This is a genomic window from Nitrincola iocasae (assembly GCF_008727795.1).
Lineage (GTDB): Bacteria > Pseudomonadota > Gammaproteobacteria > Pseudomonadales > Balneatricaceae > Nitrincola > Nitrincola iocasae.
Map to the genome: position 1 here is coordinate 1,450,768 of NZ_CP044222.1, position 18,546 is coordinate 1,469,313.

Here is an 18,546-nt window from a genome sequence, read left to right on the forward strand (position 1 = left end):
CAAAAAGGAAAGAACATGAGTATCGAAATTAAAGCACCTACATTTCCTGAATCGGTCGCCGACGGTACAGTCGCTACCTGGCACAAACAGCCAGGTGAAGCCTGTGTAACTGATGAACTGATTGTTGATATTGAAACTGACAAAGTTGTACTGGAAGTTGTTGCACCGGCAGACGGTGTGCTCAAAGAGATCGTCAAGGGTGAAGGCGACACGGTATTAAGCGAAGAAGTCCTGGCGATTTTTGAAGCGGGTGCTGTAGCGTCAGAAGCTCCTGCAGCAAGCGCAGCTTCTCAGGCAAGTGCCGATACTTCAACCACCGACGCTGAAAAAGTCGGCCCGGCGGCACGCAAGCTGATTGATGAAAATAATCTGGACGCCTCGCAGATTAAGGGTACCGGCAAGAATGGTGGTATCACTAAAGAAGATGTTCAGGCTTATCTGAGCAACCGTAGCGCCGCACCAGCTGCCGCAGCACCTAAAGCTGCCGCTGCACCCACTCCAGCTTTAAATATCCCCACTGGTGAGCGTGTTGAAAAACGTGTTCCCATGACCCGTCTGCGTGCCACCATCGCCAAGCGCCTGGTGGAAGCACAGCAAAATGCCGCCATGTTGACTACGTATAATGAAGTTAACATGAAGCCGGTCATGGAGTTGCGTAAACAGTACAAAGACCTGTTTGAAAAAACCCATAATGGCACCCGTTTGGGCTTTATGTCCTTCTTTGTCAAGGCCACCACAGAAGCGTTGAAACGTTTCCCGGGTGTCAACGCGTCACTCGATGGCACGGATATGGTTTATCATGGTTATCAGGATATCGGTGTGGCTGTATCCACAGATCGTGGCTTAATGGTGCCGGTCCTGCGCGATACTGACAGTATGAGCCTCGCTGATGTAGAAGCTACGATTGCCGATTTTGGTAAGCGTGGACGTGACGGCAAGCTGGGTATGGATGATATGCAGGGTGGAACCTTTACCATCACTAATGGTGGTATATTTGGTTCACTGATGTCTACGCCGATTCTGAATCCACCGCAGACTGCTATTCTGGGTATGCATAAAATTCAGGAGCGTCCAATGGCTGTCAATGGTCAGGTGGTTATCCTGCCAATGATGTACCTGGCACTGTCATACGACCACCGTATGATTGATGGGAAGGAAGCGGTACAATTCCTGGTTACGGTAAAAGATCTACTGGAAGATCCTGCACGTCTGCTGCTTGAAGTCTAAGTACGGATAGTCACTCAACTGAAAACAGGATAGATTAATGTCTGATAAGTTTGATGTAATTATAATTGGTTCCGGTCCTGGCGGTTATGTAGCTGCTATACGTGCCGCACAGTTAGGCCTGAAAACGGCTTGTGTTGAAAAATGGGTTGATAATAAGGGCGCGCCGGTATTAGGCGGCACCTGTCTGAACGTAGGTTGTATTCCGTCTAAAGCACTGCTGGAAACGACCCACAAGTTGCATGAAGCACAACATGGCTTTGCTGCACAGGGTATCCTGGCTGACAACGTGCATATGGACACCAAACAGATGGTGAGCCGTAAGAACCAGATCGTAAAAAATCTGACCGGTGGTATCGCTGGTTTGTTCAAAGCCAATGGCGTTACCTTACTGCAGGGTAAAGGCAAGTTGCTGGCCAACAAACAGGTTGAAGTGACTGCCAATGATGGTTCTGTCAGCCTGCACGAAGCCGAAAATGTCATCCTGGCTTCCGGTTCTGTACCGGTTGAAATTCCGCCAGCGCCTCTGACAGAAGGCTTGATTCTGGATAATGCCGGTGCGTTGGATATCGATGAAGTGCCCAAGCGCCTGGGTATTATCGGTGCTGGCGTTATCGGTCTGGAAATGGGTTCTATCTGGGCACGTTGTGGTTCAGAAGTCACCGTACTGGAAGCGATGGACTCTTTCCTGGCCCTGGCCGATCAGGACGTTGCCAAAGAAGCTCACAAACAGATGACCAAGCAGGGCCTGGATATTAAACTGGGTGCCCGCTGTACCGGAACTGAAGTCAAAGGCAAGGAAGTGACTGTTAAGTACACTGATGCCAAAGGTGAACAGGAACTGGTAGTCGACAAGCTGATCGTAGCTGTAGGTCGACGCCCACTGACTCAGGGCCTGGTCACTGACGACACTGGCGTCAAACTGGACGAGCGTGGCTTCATCTTCGTTGATGAGCAATGCCGTACCAATGCCCCTGGCGTATATGCCATAGGTGATATTGTTCGTGGTCCGATGCTGGCGCATAAAGCGTCTGAAGAAGGCATTATGGTCGTGGATATCATCGCCGGTCATAAAGCACAGTTAAACTACGACTGTGTTCCGAACATCATTTACACTTTCCCTGAACTGGCTTGGGTCGGTAAAACCGAGCAAGAGCTGAAAAATGAAGGTGTAGCGATCAAGATTGGTAAGTTCCCGTTCGCGGCATCAGGCCGTGCAATGGCAGCCAATGCCACAGAAGGTTTCGTCAAAATGATTGCTGACGAAAAAACCGATCGTATTCTGGGTGTACATATCGTTGGTGGTATCGCCTCAGAACTTATCGCGCAAGCGGTGATTGCGATGGAATTCTGTTCAACTGCAGAAGATCTGCAGATGACAGTATTTGCTCACCCAACTGTGAGTGAAGCGGTTCATGAAGCCGCACTGGCTGTGGATAACCATGCTATCCATGTAGCCAACCGTAAAAAGCGCTAACCTGAAGGATTGTTGTGCAGTGACAGGCCATAAGCCTGCTTCACTGCGCGTGCAGTTCACACAAGGTGCAGTCAGCGGTTAACAGCCCTGTGCTGTACATGTTTAATCGATAATTCAACGGATCAGAACATGAACCTTCATGAATACCAAGGCAAACAGTTGTTTGCTCAATATGGTCTGCCGGTTTCCAAAGGCTTCGCGGTAGATACACCGGAAGACGCAGCCGCAGCAGCAGAAAAAATCGGTGGTGACAAATGGGTTGTAAAAGCCCAGGTTCACGCAGGCGGACGTGGTAAAGCTGGCGGTGTTAAGCTGGTGGACTCTCCTGCCGATGCAGCAGCCTTTGCTGAAAAATGGCTGGGCCAGCGTCTGGTAACTTACCAGACAGATGCCAATGGTCAGCCAGTTACCAAAATTCTGGTAGAAACCTGCACCGATATCGCCAACGAACTCTACCTGGGTGCAGTTGTTGACCGTTCTACCCGTCGCATCGTTTTCATGGCCTCTACTGAAGGTGGTGTTGAAATCGAAAAAGTTGCGCACGAAACGCCTGAGAAAATTCTCAAGGCTACTGTTGATCCTATGACTGGTGCACAGCCATACCAGGGCCGTGAACTGGCTTTCAAACTGGGTTTACAGGGCGATCAGATCAAACAGTTTGTACAGATCTTCCTGGGTCTGGCAAAAATGTTCGAAGAAAAAGATCTGGCACTGCTGGAAATCAACCCTCTGGTTATCACTGACGCTGGCAATCTGCACTGTCTGGACGCGAAAATCGTTATCGACAGCAATGCGATTTACCGCCACAAAGATATTCAGGCGATGCATGATCCTTCACAGGACGACGAGCGCGAAGCGCATGCGGCTCAGTGGGAACTGAACTACGTTGCCCTGGAAGGTAACATCGGTTGCATGGTCAACGGTGCCGGTTTGGCCATGGGTACCATGGATATCGTTAAACTGCACGGCGGCCAGCCTGCCAACTTCCTGGATGTTGGCGGTGGTGCAACCAAAGAGCGTGTTACCGAAGCTTTCAAGATCATTTTGTCTGATAGTAGTGTGAATGCGGTTCTGGTTAACATCTTCGGCGGTATCGTACGTTGTGACCTGATTGCTGACGGTATCATCGGTGCTGTGAAAGAAGTCGGCGTTGAAGTTCCAGTTGTTGTACGTCTGGAAGGTAACAATGCTGAGCTGGGCGCCCAGCGTTTGGCTGAGTCCGGTCTGGATATCATTGCAGCCACCAGTTTGACTGATGCAGCAGTGCAGGTCGTTAAAGCAGCGGAGGGTAAATAATCATGGCAATTCTTATCAATAAAGACACCAAAGTAATCTGTCAGGGATTCACGGGTGGCCAGGGTACCTTCCATTCTGAGCAGGCGATTGCTTACGGTACTAAAATGGTCGGTGGTGTTACACCGGGTAAAGGCGGTACTGAACATCTGGGTCTGCCAGTATTCAATACTGTGGCTGAAGCTGTCGCAGCTACCGGTGCTGAAGCGTCTGTCATCTATGTACCTGCGCCTTTCTGTAAGGATTCTATCCTGGAAGCGGCTAACAGCGGTATCAAACTGATCGTTTGTATTACTGAAGGCATCCCGACACTGGATATGCTGCAGTGTAAAGTTAAGTGTGATGAACTGGGTGTGCGCCTGATCGGCCCTAACTGCCCAGGTGTTATCACCCCGGGCGAATGCAAAATCGGTATCATGCCTGGCCATATTCACCTGCCAGGTAAAGTCGGTATCGTATCGCGTTCCGGTACACTGACTTATGAAGCGGTTAAGCAGACTACAGATGCTGGCTTCGGTCAGTCTACTTGTGTCGGTATCGGTGGTGATCCAATCCCGGGTTCTAACTTCATCGATATTCTGGAGTTGTTCCAGAATGATCCACAGACTGAAGCGATCGTTATGATCGGTGAGATCGGTGGTTCTGCTGAAGAAGAAGCCGCTGCGTACATCAAAGCCAATGTGACCAAGCCTGTTGTGTCTTACATTGCCGGTGTTACAGCACCTGCTGGTAAGCGCATGGGCCATGCCGGTGCGATCATTTCCGGTGGTAAAGGTACCGCGGCAGAGAAGTTTGAAGCACTGGAAGATGCCGGTGTTAAAACAGTTCGCTCGCTGGCTGATATAGGTAAGGCACTGTCTGAACTGACCGGTTGGCCAACCAAGTAATTTATAGCCACACGCTAGTAATAGGGCAGCCTTTTGGTTGCCCTATTTTTTTTGCTGCACCTGAGTGTTTTTTGTACAGTTGTTGATTTGTATCAATCGTTATTAGCACATTAGCTTTATAATCACCCGTTTTTCGCATTTTGAGATCAAAAAGCAGTGGATGTACCCTACCGTCAAAACCAGTCAGTAATTGCTGACAACTCTCATCAGGAATCTATTCAACAGTTGGCACGCAAAATAGAGGTGCTGCTGGGGCAGGATTTTCAAAGCTCGAACATTAAGCAGCTTGCATTAGCTGTATCGGAGCAAAAGATCCCGTTTACGTTGATCACACATGAGCTAGCATCACTTAGAACCAAGGCGATCAATGTTGCAGTTGTCAATGCAGATATGGTCGCTGTGGAACGCACTCAGAATGAGTTTAATCAACTCGAAGATAGTTTTGCCAGTCTGTATATACAGCATTACCTTAAGGATCTGGAAAAGCGTAATCACTTGCGCATTCAGCATATCAATGCACTGAGTGAAAAAAATCTGCTGGTACATTTCGAAGCGCACTTGCTCTGGATGCAGGACTTGGTAAAAGCGGTATTAAGTAATAATCCTGAGCTGCTGCCTGAGTCCAATCCGTTGTGTTGCGAGTTTGGTCAATGGTTGTATGGTGAAGGTCAGGAAATTATCCGGGATAGCAGCCATCGTAAACATATAGAAGAGTTGCATCAAAAATTACACGGCACTTCGGCGGCTATAGCTAAAGAATTACACCATGCGCGTAATAATTTGCGTATGCACGCGTTAATCAAACGAACTGAATTTTTGTCCCTGGATCTGGGCAGTGAAATATCTCTGATCAATAATATGATATTGGTCAGTACGTATAATAAGGACCCGCTAACCGGTTTGTTGTCACGTCGCTCAATGGATAAAGTGCTGATCAATCAAATGGAGATATCCAAAGCCACCGAAACCTCGTTTTGCGTAGTCATGTGTGACCTGGATAACTTCAAGCTGTTGAACGATGATAAGGGGCACCTTGTTGGTGATGCCGCCCTGAAGTTTTTTGCACAGCGTATGATTGAGCAGTTACGGCGTTCGGATCTGATCTTCCGTTTTGGTGGGGAAGAGTTCTTAATCGTATTGCCTTCAACCAGCTACCAGCAAGCCTATAATCGGGCTGAAAGTCTTCGCGCTTCATTGCAAAGCGCGCCATTTTGTTTTGAAGGCGAGCCGCAGATATTAACGGCCAGCTTTGGGGTTGTAGAAATTGCACCTGAGCAGTACCGCTATATCGATAAGCATGCCATTAATGATGTGATCCATGCAGCAGATAGCCGCTTGTACAAAGCCAAAGCAACCGGACGAAACTGTGTTGTCTAGATGTTATGGCACCCTGTGGGCATCAACTTCAATATGCAGCAAGCGGGACCCGAGTAACTCTATATGACCCTGATAGCGTTCATCTCCAGTGCTGGTGAACTCAAAGTTGTAACGCCGTTTAAGGTGCAACTGGCCGTTATGCGGGTTGCGTGCCATGGATAAGTGTCGCAAGGCGACACTCTGATCCAGCAGCTGTAAAGCCTCTCGGTCACAATAGCGCTTAACCTGTTTCAGGGCCAACTCCCGAACCTTCAGATTTTGCCACCACAACAGCGCAATCAATGCGATCAGACTCATCCATATCAGCGCCGTCAAATCAATCCACATAAATACATCCTTAAACCCTATCGCTGGAATATACACTGAGTATTCCGCAAATTATAGTTGTATGAGAGCCGCTAAGAATAGATGAAAATAGTTGACATAAATGGTATGGTATAGCCAGATCCACCGGTAATATAAGGGAGACTGGCATGGTTGGAATGCGCACACTTGATACGCTCAATTTCGATAATACTTATGCAGAACTGCCCTCGCACTGGTTTCAGCGTACTGAGCCTAAAGCACTGAAACATGCACATTTAATCAGCTTTAATCCGCGTGTGGCGGCTTATCTTGATCTGGATCCCTGTCAGACACATCCGCAGGATCTGGCCAGTTATTTTGGTGGTCAGATGGTATTACCAGGCGCTAAGCCCATAGCAATGAAGTATACCGGACATCAGTTTGGCCATTACAACCCAGACTTGGGCGATGGTCGAGGTTTGCTGCTAGGTGAAGTGGTTAACAGCAAAGGGCAACGCTGGGACCTGCATCTGAAGGGGGCAGGGCAGACGGCCTATTCACGTTTTGGTGATGGTCGGGCGGTGTTACGTTCCAGTATTCGCGAGTATCTGGTCAGTGAAGCCATGTATGGACTGGGTATCCCCTCAACCGAGGCACTGTGTCTGGTGGGAAGTGAGGAGTATACCTCCCGCCTGGGGATGGAGCCCTGTGCCATGTTGCTGCGCGTCACCCCCTGTCATATTCGCTTTGGTCACTTTGAATGGCTGTATTACAGCAGTCGCCATGATGAACTGAAACAACTGGCCGATTACTGTTTGACGCGTTTCTATCCAGAGTGCAGCGAGGCTGATCAACCCTATCTGGCCATGTTTGATGAAATCATGGAGCGCACGGCACGGTTGGTGGCACAGTGGCAAACCTACGGTTTTGTCCATGGTGTTCTGAATACCGACAATATGTCGATCCTGGGTGAGACTTTTGATTACGGGCCTTACACCTTTCTGGACAACTATGACCCGGATCATGTTGCCAACAAAAATGATGACGGTGGGCGCTATGCCTTCTTCCGGCAACCAGCCATAGTGCAGTGGAATCTGGCGTGCCTGGCACAGGCGCTGTTACCCCTGATCTCCAGGGAGGCGCTGGAAGCCAGGCTGGAGAGTTTTCCCGCCAAGGTGGCTGAGTATCAATTGAGTCGTCAAAAAGCCCGTCTTGGCCTGCAAACCGAGCAAGCAGGGGACGCCGAGCTGATAAGTCAGCTGTGGCAGTTGTTTGAACAGCAGAAAACCGACATTACCCATTTTTTCAGTGAGCTGACAGAGCTGTCGCCTGATGAGCTCAAGGCTGAACAGCTGCAGGCGTTTACCCAACCAGATACAGCGGCCTGGGCTCAGTGGTTTAAGGACTATCAGCAACGTGTCATGCAGGAGCATGCCAGTGAGCCCATCAGGCATCAGCAGATGCGTTCTGTGAATCCTTATTATCTGCTGCGCAACTACATGGCGGAGGAGGCTATACGTGAAGCGACGCAGGGTGATTACCGGCTGGTGAATCAGTTACTGCCGATTCTACGTCACCCTTGTGAACGCCACGATGCCAAAGCACAACGTTTTCTGGCCTCACCACCGGACTGGGCCGCCGCAATCTGCCTGACCTGCTCATCCTGATCAGCAATTTCGATAAATACAGCGTGTTGCGCTAGAGTTGCCCTGAGTGATCTATTAGACTAAGGGTTAACTTCTGCGCGGGACATGGGAATGTATTTTCAGCACGCATTTATTCTGGATAACTGGCTCAATCTTTTGGCTCTGACCTGGTTTCTAATCTGCTTTAATGGCTATATGGCTTATGCCAGAGTGAAAAGCTTTACTACGCCCTGTCTGGCGAGCGTGATGCATATCTATCGCACCGAGTGGATGCGGCGCATGCTGACACGTGATAATCGTATCGCCGATACTACCGCCATCTCTAATCTGGAGCGTAGTGTGTCATTTTTTGCCAGTACTACTATTCTGGTGATGGCCGGTATTCTCACCGTCATGAGTTCGACCGAGCAGGTGATCAGCCTAATTGAAGATTTGCCTTTTGCTATGTCGGCTACTCGCAAAGAGTGGGAACTGAAACTGCTGGTGATGTTGCTGCTGTTTGTCTATGCCTTCTTTAAGTTTACCTGGAGCCTGCGCCAGTATGGCTTTGCTTCGGTGATGGTCGGTGGAGCACCGGCACCGGGAGAGGGGTTGAGCGAACGTGAGATGGAAGCGCATGCCGCACGTGTCGCCAAGATGACATCCATGGCCGCCAATAGCTTTAACCTGGGTTTACGTTCCTATTATTTCAGTATTGCTATACTCAGTTGGATTATCAACCCTTGGTTATTCATGGTGTTGAGTGCCGTAATTGTCTTTGTGCTATACCGTCGTGAGTTTCGTTCTTCAACCCTGACAACCCTGATGATGAGCTCTGAACTGAACCGGCCAGTGATTTCTAACATCGATAATGGCACACAATAACTTGAAACTCTGAAATTTGCCCCTATATCTCAGCCAGTGTGAAGGCATTCAGCCTTGATGATTTTTCGTCAAACATGAGTCTGAGGTACAAATGAGTACAGAAACCCAGAAAGAAACACTTGGTTTTCAGACCGAGGTTAAGCAACTCCTGCACCTGATGGTGCACTCGCTCTACTCCAACAAAGAAATCTTCTTGCGTGAGCTGATTTCCAATGCCTCTGATGCAGCCGAAAAACTGCGTTTTGAAGCCCTGGAAAATGCCGAGCTTTATGAAGGAGATTCAGATTTAAAAATTCGCGTTAGCTTTGACAAAGACGCCAAAACGGTCACCATCGAAGATAACGGCATCGGTATGAACCGCGATGAAGTGATTGAGCATCTGGGGACGATTGCCAAGTCCGGGACTGCCAGCTTCATGTCGCATCTTACCGGTGATCAGTCCAAAGACAGTCAACTGATAGGTCAGTTTGGTGTCGGCTTTTATTCCTCTTTTATTGTTGCCGATCAGGTCGATGTGTTTTCCCGTCGTGCCGGTACAGCTGTGACTGACGCGGTGCACTGGTCTTCACGCGGTGAGGGTGACTTCACCATCGAGCCGACTGAAAAAGCCGGACGTGGTACACGTATCGTGCTGCATCTGAAAGACGCTGAATCTGAGTTTGCGGATGGCTGGCGTCTGCGTAGCCTGGTACGTAAATATTCTGACCATATCGCCTTTCCGGTGTTAATGGAAAAAGAAGCACCAGAGGCTGAAGAAGGTGAAGAAGCGCCTGAGGCCAAAGCACCTGAATTCGAATCAGTTAACAGTGCAACAGCCCTGTGGACACGCAGTAAAAGTGACCTGAACGACGAAGAGTATCAGGAATTCTACAAGCATATTTCCCATGATTTTGCCGAGCCGCTGAGCTGGTCGCATAACAAGGTTGAAGGCAACCTGGAATATACCAGCTTGTTGTATCTGCCCGGTCATGCACCGTTTGATCTGTGGAACCGTGAAGCGCCTCGTGGCTTGAAGTTGTACGTGCAGCGTGTGTTTATCATGGATCAGGCTGACCAGTTCCTGCCACTCTACCTGCGTTTCATCAAGGGTGTGGTCGACAGCAATAATCTGTCGCTGAACGTTTCTCGTGAAATCCTGCAGAAAGACCCCAATGTTGACAAGCTGCGCAGTGCCCTGACCAAGCGTGTACTGGATATGCTCAGCAAACTGGCCAAAAACGATGCTGAAAAGTATGCCAGCTTCTGGAAAGAGTTCGGCCAGGTCATCAAAGAAGGGCCTGCTGAAGATTACGCCAATCGTGACAAAATTCTCAAGCTGTTGCGCTTTGCCTCTACCCATACCGGTAATGCCGAGCAGAGCGTAGGACTAGAAGACTATGTGTCGCGGATGAAAGAAGGTCAGGAGAAGATCTTCTACGTCGTGGCTGACAACTACAACACCGCTAAAAACAGCCCGCATTTGGAAATCTTCCGCAAGAAAGGTATCGAAGTGCTGTTGCTGACAGACCGTATTGACGAGTGGATGATGAGCCAGTTGTTCGACTTTGACGGCAAGTCCTTCCAGGATGTCACCAAGGGCGAACTGAACTTGGGTGAAGTCGAGACCGAAGAAGAGAAGCAGCAGCAGGAAGAAAGCGCCAAGGTGCTGGAAGGCTTGCTGGAGCGCCTGAAGCCCGTGCTGGATGCCCGCGTGTCAGATGTTCGCGTTACCCATCGTCTCACCGACTCACCAGCCTGTCTGGTACTGGGAGACTACGACATGGGTGCGCAGATGCGTCGCATTATGGAAGCCGCTGGCCAGCCAGTACCAGAAAACAAACCGATCTTCGAACTCAATCCTGATCACCCGTTAATTAAAAAACTGGATCAGGAACCTGACGAAGCCCGCTTTGCCGACCTGGCTCTGGTATTGTTCGATCAAGCCGACCTGGCCGCCGGTGGTCAACTGGACGACCCTGCTGCCTACACCTCACGCTTAAACAAGCTGCTGCTTGAATTAAGCGCCTAACCAATATCGCCCTCCGGGCAAGCGGTCTGTAGGAGCCCGGTCTCCGGGCGATTTTCCCGCTGTGGGAGCCCGCTCTGCGGGCGAAGGTTCGGTCCCCGGGCGAAAATACCCCCATTTGGCACCCTGTTTTCGCTCGCGGAGCGAGCTCCTACAGAATTTAATGTAGGAGCCCGGTCCCCGGGCGATTTTCCCGCTGTGGGAGCCCGCTCTGCGGGCGAAGGCTCGGTCCCCGGGCGATATTGTCTCCAACCCTCTCGATTTGTTTGTCACTCTGGTTTATTCTTGAAATAAAATCATTCCAACCTGTCAGGATATTCCAATGAAAACAATACTTGCTCCACTCTCTTTAGCACTGCTACTTGGTAGTAATGTTGTATTTGCTGATGCCGAAATTGAAGGTATTGTTGATCGTCATTGTCAGGCTTGCCATGATGCTGGATTAGCCGGTGCACCAAAACTTAGTGATGCAGCCAGTTGGGCTCCGCGCCTGGAAACTGGTATTGATGCAATGGCCAAAACGGTAATATCCGGTAAGGGTGCTATGCCACCTAAAGGGACCTGTTTTAGTTGCACAGAAGAGCAGATACATGCTGCCGTTGAAGAGCTGGTAGGTCGTCTGCAGTAAGCGTATGCTGAATAAAATTACCTGAGGAAGAGAGTTATGTCTGAGGAACAGAAACAACTGACTGATTCATTTAATGCCCTGTTAGCATTGACGTCTGATCTGGTGTTTGTCATTGAAGATGAAACAGTTCGTATTGTGAGCCCGGGTGATGAAGATTGGTTATTGGTCAGTGAGTTGCCCGGTAAAACACTGGAAGACCTGTTCCCTCAAGACTTTCTAACATTATTGCGTGGTTATATCAGAACGGCCCGCGAACAACGTCAGGTAGTTAAAAATGAACTGGTGTTCCGCCCGGATCACCAGCACGCTTTCAAAGCGTTGGGACTGAAAGAGGTGATCTGGTTCCATAGCCGGATTATAGTTACCGACGACGACCGATTGATCTGGTCTCTGCGCAATATCAATGATCGCAAGAAACTTGAACGGCGCATCACCAGCCAGGCGCAGCGTGACCCACTGACTGGCGCCTACAATCGTCGAGCATTAATGCCCGTACTGGAACAAAATATTGCCCAGGCGCAGCGCTATGATGGCATCTGTAGTATGTTATTAATCGATGTTGATGATTTCAGTGGCATCAATGATGAACATAGCTGGGATGGCGGCGATCAACTGCTACGGCATATGGTTACCGAGCTGCACAGAATGAAACGAACCGCAGACTTTCTGGCTCGCTTCAGTGATGACCAGCTAGTGCTTTTTCTACCTGAAACCAATCATGACCAGGCATTACTGGCCGGTGAACGCGTGCGCAGACTGACAAGCGATCTGGAGTTACCCTTCGCCTCCGGCAATATCAACTGCACAGTCAGTGTCGGTGTGGCAACGTTGGCAGGTATTGAAGATTCATCTGAAGATATGATTCGCAGAGTGATGGAAAACCTCGCCGTAGCCCGCCAAAGCGGCGGAAACCGTGTAGAAGGTGAATCCTTTTAATATCCCCTGTAGGAGCCCGCTGTAGGAGCCCGGTCCCCGGGCGAATAAACCCATCGCTCGCAGAGCGAGCTCCTACAAGGGGGCATGTGTGATGTTGTGTAGGAGCCCACTGTGGGAGCCCGGTCTCCGGGCGAATAACCCCATCGCTCGCAGAGCGAGCTCCTACAAGGGGGTATGTGTGATGTTGTGTAGGAGCCCGCTGTGGGAGCCCGGTCTCCGGGCGAAAGATCGCTCGCAGAGCGAGCTCCTACAAGGGGGGGCATGTGTGATGTTGTGTAGGAGCCCACTGTGGGAGCCCGGTCTCCGGGCGAATAACGGGCGAATAACCCCAGAATTTACAATTTATCTATCAACTGAGCCATTTCAGCATCTGTCCCTATGCTGATGCGCAAAAACTGATTAATGCCCGGTCGGGTAAAATGACGCACCAAAATTTTCTCCGCTCTCAAGGCTTGCATCATCTCTAATGCATCCCGCTGCGGATGTGTTACAAAAATAAAGTTGGTTGCCGATGGCAGTACTTTAAACCCCTTGCCAGTCAATGCGGCCGTAGTGTGCTCGCGGGTATGCATAATCCTTTGGCAGATATCTTTGAAGTAGGCATCATCAGCAATAGATGCCGTTGCCGTTTCAACGGCCAGCATGTCCAGCGGGTAAGAGTTAAAGCTGTTCTTAACCCGTTCCAGTCCGGCGATTAGATCCGGATGTCCAAACGCGGCACCGATGCGCATGCCAGCCAGCGAACGCGCCTTGGAAAAGGTGTGTGTTACCAGCAGGTTAGGGTAGCGTGCAATCAGGCCGATGGCGGTTTCTGCGCCAAAGTCTACATAGGCTTCATCGACCAGTACCAGGCTATCCGGGTGGCGTTGTAATAACTGTTCAATACGGTTGATAGGCAGGGCGATCCCTGTCGGGGCATTGGGATTAGCAAAAATAATCCCGCCATTTTCTTGATCATAATCAGCCAGATTAATCCGAAACTCACTGTCCAGCGGGATTTTTTTGGCTTCAATCTGCAAAAGATCACAATAGACTTCATAGAAGCTATAGGTGGTCTCAGGCATCAGCAGAGGCTTGTTGTGGCGAAAAAAGGCCATAAAGGCTAACGCCAATACTTCATCAGAGCCATTGCCGAGAAAAATCTGTGAATTATCCAGGCCATGATATTCAGCCAGTGCCGTTTTCAGCTTGCTGGAATCAGGGTCAGGATACAGGCGTAACCTGTCTGTTGGAAAATCGCGCAGCACTTGCGTTACGCCAGGTGCTGGCGGATAAGGATTTTCATTGGTATTCAGCTTGATCAGATCGAGCACTTTAGGCTGCTCACCCGGCGTATAAGGTACCAGGGAGCGAATGGCCGGGCTCCAGAATTTACTCATGACAAATATTGCCCCAGATAAACTAAGCTTGGAAGGTGACGAGTTGCTCAGTTTAACAGATCAAATCTGTTCAGGGTAATAACCTGATAGTAATCAGCGATCCAAAGCACCAACATCCAGCATAGGAGCCGCGTCAATGGTGTGCGCACCGAGCATGGTGGCAATGCGCTCTAATGATGATATCACCATCGACTGTTCCCACCCTCGCATGAGCTCAAACTCCTCCACCAGCCTGTCCTGCAGTGTTGCAGGTGCGGATTCAAGCAGTATCAGCGCTTCGTCGGTCGGATAAACCAGCACTTTACGCTTATCTTCCTGGCTGCGAACCCGGGTGACCAATTGTTTCTTTTCCAGACGGTCAAGAATGCTGGTAACCGTCGCTTGAGTCAGGTTCATCTCTTTTGCCAGGGCGCCAACCGTCATTGGACCCTGCATATGCAATGTCTGCATTGACATGAGTTGCGGCATGGTCAGGCCGGTGGCACGACTTAACTGTTTATCGTGAAGTTCAGCAGCACGGATAATCTGGCGTAACAGCACCAATACATCCTGACTTTTCTGCATAAGGGTTTCCAGCTCTTTAGGGTTACTGTCATAAAAGCCGCTCTTTGTATCGCTTTCATAAAGGTAATGCAAATTGATAGGAATCACCTCCCGTTAATTATATTGTAATGCAATACGATATAATATTTAGGGTTTAGATGCAAAGAGGCGCTATTTGCGCCTAATAATAGCTTAGTTATGCTGTTTTTATGCTGGGGTTGAAACAATCTGCGGATGTGTTTTATAATAGATCCATAGTAAAGCTAAATATAAAGGACACTATGGAAAGCGACACGAAGTACTTTAGAAAACCTGTAGCAACGGATGGTCAGCCGCTGAATACCTTAATCAGTCGTTGCCCGCCGCTGGACACTAACTCTACTTACTGCAACTTGCTGCAATGTACACATTTTGCAGATACCTCTATTGCTGTCGAGGATGCTGATGGCGCCCTGGTTGGATTTATTTCCGGCTATATTCCGCCTTCACGGCCAGATGCACTGTTCGTCTGGCAAGTAGCTGTCGACCCGACCTGCCGTGGCCAAAAATTGGCCCAGCGGATGTTAACGGCGTTAATTGAGCGTTGCAGGGCAGAGCAGTCAGTTCGTTACATTGAAACCACAATTACCCCGGGCAATGTGGCATCAGAAGCCTTGTTCAGCCGGGTATACAGCGATCTTGAGGCACCACTGGAAAAAACGGTGCTCTTCAGTCGTAAAGAACATTTTGCCGGCCAACACGATGATGAAGTGTTATGGCGTGGCGGACCGATGGGTAAACCTCAGGCCTGAGTGCCGATTGCCCAAACGTAGAATCTAATTAATAACGAGGAGAAATAATGAATATTTTTGAACAGGTTGAATCAGATGTACGTACCTATTCACGTTCATTCCCAGTCGTATTTAACAAAGCCAAAGGTGCGTCACTGTTCACCGAAGATGGCAAGGAATATATCGATTTTCTGGCCGGTGCCGGCACACTAAACTATGGGCACAACCATCCAGCGCTGCAAAAAGCACTGGTGGACTATGTATTGGCTGACGGTATTACGCATGGTCTGGATATGTACTCAACCGCCAAGCGCGAGTTTCTGGACACTTTTCACGAAATCATTCTGAAGCCGCGTGGCATGGATAAATTCCGTGTCCAGTTTACCGGTCCTACCGGTACCAACGCTGTCGAAGCCGCTCTGAAACTGGCACGTAAAGTTACTGGGCGTAGTGAAATTGTATCCTTCACCAATGGTTTCCATGGGGTTTCCGGTGGGGCGCTGGCCTGTACTGGTAACGAACACCACCGTGGTGGTATGGGTTCAAGCCTGTCTGACGTTACTCGCATGCCGTTTGACGGCTATCTGGGTGAGGGCGTCGATACTACCGAATACCTGGACAAAGTCCTGTCTGATCCGAGTAGTGGTGTTGATCACCCTGCCGCTGTGATTGTTGAAACCATTCAGGGTGAGGGCGGCTTGAATGCAGCCTCTTTCGAATGGTTGCGTAACCTGGAAAAAGTCTGTCGCAAGCATGACATGCTGTTGATTGTTGATGATATACAATCAGGCTGCGGCCGTTCAGGATATTTCTTCAGTTTTGAAAAAGTCGGCATTAAGCCGGATATTATTACCCTGTCGAAGTCGCTTAGTGGTTATGGTCTGCCGTTTGCGCTGACTATTTTCCGCGAAGAGCTGGACCAGTGGGCACCGGGTGAGCATAACGGTACCTTCCGTGGTAACAACCATGCCTTCGTAACGGCCGCCACAGCCTTTAAAACCTTCTGGAAAGATGACACTTTCGCTGCGGAAGTGCGTCGCAAAGCTGAAAAATTGCGTGCAGGTCTTGGATCTCTGATTAATAAGCATGGCAAAGGTAGTATGATTCTGAAAGGCCGTGGCCTGATGAGTGGTATTGAGTGTCCAAATGGAGACCTGGCTGATCGTGTTACCAGTATCGCCTTTGAAAAGGGTCTGATTATTGAGACCAGCGGTGCTCATTCACAGGTAGTGAAATGTCTGGTGCCATTGGTCATCACAGATAAGCAGATTGAGTTTGGTCTGCGAGTACTGGATGAATCATTTGCTCAGGCCCTGGCTGAAAAAAATAGCAAAGCATCTTAATAATCAGAGAGTAAGGAATACATCGTGATAGTACGTACATTGAAAGAATGCGAAGCATCAGAACGTTGCGTTACAGCAGAAACCTGGAAAAGCGTCAGAATGCTGCTGAAAGATGACAAGATGGGATTCTCTTTCCATATTACGACCATCTTTAAAGGCACAGAAACACATATCTGGTATCAGAACCACCTGGAATCCGTCTACTGCATGAGTGGTTATGGCGAAGTGGAAACCCTGGCTGATGGCAAGGTGTATCCGATTGAACCAGGTACGCTCTATATCCTGGATAAGCATGATGAGCACCTGTTGCGTGCTACATCAGAAGACATGGTCATGGCCTGCGTGTTTAATCCGCCCCTCAGCGGTAAAGAGGTCCATGATGAGAACGGCGTTTACCCGCTGAGCGAGTAAAAACGATCCGGACAGGAGTCACAATGCACACAGTTGAAAAAATCGGCGGCACGTCAATGAGCCGCTTCAGCGAACTGATGGATACCATTTTGATTGGGAAACGTCAGGGCGCGGCACTTTATAATAGAATCTTTGTGGTTTCAGCCTATGGTGGTATCACCAACCTGTTGCTGGAACACAAGAAGACGGGTGAACCGGGCGTTTACGCTCGGTTTGCCGATGCTGAACATGAAACCGCCTGGCAGGCAACGCTGGATCAGGTCCGCACCGCCATGTTGACCAAGAATGCTGAGCTGTTTTCCGGAGATGACCTGATCAAGGCCGACACCTTCATTCTTGAACGGATCGAGGATGCCGCCAGTTGCATGGAAAATCTGCAACAGCTTTGCAGTCTGGGTCACTTTCAGTTAGAAGATCATCTGTTAAGGGTCCGTGAAATGCTGGCATCACTGGGTGAAACGCACAGCGCGTTTAACTCGGTGCTGGCGCTGAATAATGCCGGTGTCAATGCGTGCTTTGTCGACCTGTCTGGCTGGCACCAGGAGCACCCTCTCAGTTTTGACGAGATGATCCAGCATCATTTCAAAGATATAGATTTAAGCTCGCAACTGCCGATTGCCACAGGTTATGCGCATTGTAGCGAAGGCGTGATGCGTACCTTTGACCGCGGTTACAGTGAAATGACCTTCAGTAAAATAGCTACCCTGACTGGGGCACATGAAGCGGTTATTCATAAAGAGTATCACCTGAGTAGTGCAGATCCTGCCGTCGTTGGGCTGGATAATATCGTCACCATCGGGCGTACCAACTACGATGTAGCCGATCAGCTCTCCAACCTGGGGATGGAAGCGATCCACCCCAAAGCGGCCAAAGGGCTGCGTCAGCAAGGCATCCAGTTGCGAATCAAAAATGCTTTTGAACCGGACCATTCGGGTACGGTCATCAGTAATGATTACTGCAGTGCCAAACCCTGTGTCGAGATCATCGCTGGCCGTCGTAATGTCTTTGCGATTGAAATATTTGATCAGGATATGCTTGGTGACAGTAATTACGATATTGAGCTGGCCAGGTTGCTGCATCAGTTGAAGCTGTACATCGTCAACCGCGACTCTGATGCCAACAGCATCACCTATTATGTTTCAGGTACGCGCAAGATGGTTAATCGTGCCGTACGCCTGATCGGTGAAGCCTACAAGGGTGCCGTAGTCGATTTGACCAAAGTGGCGATCGTTTCGGCGATAGGTTCGGATCTGAAAGTATCCGGCATACTGGCAAGAACGGTTTCCGCATTGGCATCAGCCAATATCAGTATCCAGGCGTTGCACCAGTCGATGCGTCAGGTTGAAATGCAGTGTGTAGTGAAGGAAAGCGATTACGAAAATGCCGTAAAAGCCCTTCACCACGCCCTCATAGAGCAAGAAGACCACGGCGACGTAATTTGCGCGGCTTAATCGCCTGTAGGAGCTCGCCTGTAGGAG

17 protein-coding genes are annotated in these 18,546 nt (G+C 49.6%); 14 read left to right on the forward strand and 3 right to left on the reverse strand.

Annotation, left to right across the window (positions count from 1 at the left end; genetic code table 11):
• Positions 1-15 precede the first annotated feature (15 nt).
• The 5 genes from odhB (at position 16) to F5I99_RS06690 (ending at position 6,258) form a co-directional block, all read left to right on the forward strand.
• A complete protein-coding gene (gene odhB / locus F5I99_RS06670) occupies positions 16-1,227 on the forward strand; it encodes a 2-oxoglutarate dehydrogenase complex dihydrolipoyllysine-residue succinyltransferase (protein ID WP_151054313.1) in 1,212 nt (403 codons plus the stop codon).
• 37 nt (positions 1,228-1,264) lie between these two features.
• A complete protein-coding gene (gene lpdA, locus F5I99_RS06675; RefSeq protein ID WP_151054315.1) occupies positions 1,265-2,701 on the forward strand; it encodes a dihydrolipoyl dehydrogenase in 1,437 nt (478 codons plus the stop codon).
• A gap of 129 nt (positions 2,702-2,830) precedes the next feature.
• Entirely contained in the window at positions 2,831-3,997 is a 1,167-nt protein-coding gene (gene sucC / locus F5I99_RS06680; RefSeq protein WP_151054317.1) for an ADP-forming succinate--CoA ligase subunit beta, read from the forward strand.
• Positions 3,998-3,999: 2 nt separating this feature from the next.
• The gene (gene sucD / locus F5I99_RS06685) at positions 4,000-4,881 is read left to right on the forward strand and encodes a succinate--CoA ligase subunit alpha (RefSeq protein WP_151054319.1); all 882 of its coding nucleotides are present in this window, start codon (positions 4,000-4,002) and stop codon (positions 4,879-4,881) included.
• Positions 4,882-5,037: 156 nt separating this feature from the next.
• Positions 5,038-6,258 carry a sensor domain-containing diguanylate cyclase gene (locus F5I99_RS06690; protein WP_151054321.1) on the forward strand — a complete coding sequence of 407 codons (1,221 nt, stop codon included), beginning with the start codon at positions 5,038-5,040 and terminating at the stop codon, positions 6,256-6,258.
• Between the two features lie 3 nt (positions 6,259-6,261).
• Here the strand turns inward: F5I99_RS06690 and F5I99_RS06695 are convergent, their stop codons facing one another.
• Positions 6,262-6,585, reverse strand: a complete 324-nt coding sequence (locus F5I99_RS06695; protein WP_151054323.1) for a DUF3301 domain-containing protein — start codon at positions 6,583-6,585, stop codon at positions 6,262-6,264.
• A 146-nt stretch (positions 6,586-6,731) separates the two neighbouring features.
• Between F5I99_RS06695 and F5I99_RS06700 the strand changes: the two genes are divergently transcribed.
• The 5 genes from F5I99_RS06700 to F5I99_RS06720 all read left to right on the forward strand — a co-directional run bounded on the left by F5I99_RS06700 (position 6,732) and on the right by F5I99_RS06720 (position 12,622).
• The gene (locus tag F5I99_RS06700; RefSeq protein ID WP_225307578.1) at positions 6,732-8,210 is read left to right on the forward strand and encodes a protein adenylyltransferase SelO; all 1,479 of its coding nucleotides are present in this window, start codon (positions 6,732-6,734) and stop codon (positions 8,208-8,210) included.
• 90 nt (positions 8,211-8,300) lie between these two features.
• Complete coding sequence (locus tag F5I99_RS06705; protein WP_151054325.1) at positions 8,301-9,053, forward strand: DUF599 domain-containing protein; 753 nt, start codon at positions 8,301-8,303, stop codon at positions 9,051-9,053.
• 91 nt (positions 9,054-9,144) lie between these two features.
• On the forward strand, positions 9,145-11,061 hold the full coding sequence (htpG, locus tag F5I99_RS06710) for a molecular chaperone HtpG (RefSeq protein ID WP_151054327.1): 1,917 nt from the start codon (positions 9,145-9,147) through the stop codon (positions 11,059-11,061).
• A gap of 319 nt (positions 11,062-11,380) precedes the next feature.
• A complete protein-coding gene (locus tag F5I99_RS06715) occupies positions 11,381-11,686 on the forward strand; it encodes a c-type cytochrome (protein ID WP_151054329.1) in 306 nt (101 codons plus the stop codon).
• A gap of 36 nt (positions 11,687-11,722) precedes the next feature.
• Positions 11,723-12,622 carry a GGDEF domain-containing protein gene (locus tag F5I99_RS06720; RefSeq protein WP_151054331.1) on the forward strand — a complete coding sequence of 300 codons (900 nt, stop codon included), beginning with the start codon at positions 11,723-11,725 and terminating at the stop codon, positions 12,620-12,622.
• A 335-nt stretch (positions 12,623-12,957) separates the two neighbouring features.
• On the opposite strand, the gene hisC is transcribed toward F5I99_RS06720, so the two are convergent.
• A complete protein-coding gene (hisC, locus tag F5I99_RS06725; RefSeq protein WP_151054333.1) occupies positions 12,958-14,001 on the reverse strand; it encodes a histidinol-phosphate transaminase in 1,044 nt (347 codons plus the stop codon).
• Positions 14,002-14,094: 93 nt separating this feature from the next.
• A complete protein-coding gene (locus F5I99_RS06730) occupies positions 14,095-14,565 on the reverse strand; it encodes a MarR family winged helix-turn-helix transcriptional regulator (protein ID WP_151054335.1) in 471 nt (156 codons plus the stop codon).
• Positions 14,566-14,825: 260 nt separating this feature from the next.
• On the opposite strand from F5I99_RS06730, the gene ectA reads away from it, so the two are divergent.
• From ectA to F5I99_RS06750, 4 genes are read left to right on the forward strand one after another with little or no spacing between them, the layout of a single operon-like run.
• Positions 14,826-15,335 (forward strand): diaminobutyrate acetyltransferase, encoded by a 510-nt coding sequence (ectA, locus tag F5I99_RS06735; protein WP_151054337.1) that lies wholly within the window; start codon positions 14,826-14,828, stop codon positions 15,333-15,335.
• Between the two features lie 47 nt (positions 15,336-15,382).
• Positions 15,383-16,657, forward strand: coding sequence for a diaminobutyrate--2-oxoglutarate transaminase (ectB, locus tag F5I99_RS06740; protein WP_151054339.1), 1,275 nt, complete (start codon positions 15,383-15,385; stop codon positions 16,655-16,657).
• Between the two features lie 24 nt (positions 16,658-16,681).
• On the forward strand, positions 16,682-17,068 hold the full coding sequence (locus F5I99_RS06745) for an ectoine synthase (RefSeq protein WP_151054341.1): 387 nt from the start codon (positions 16,682-16,684) through the stop codon (positions 17,066-17,068).
• Between the two features lie 23 nt (positions 17,069-17,091).
• Positions 17,092-18,519, forward strand: a complete 1,428-nt coding sequence (locus F5I99_RS06750) for an aspartate kinase (RefSeq protein ID WP_151054343.1) — start codon at positions 17,092-17,094, stop codon at positions 18,517-18,519.
• The last annotated feature ends 27 nt before the right edge of the window (positions 18,520-18,546 follow it).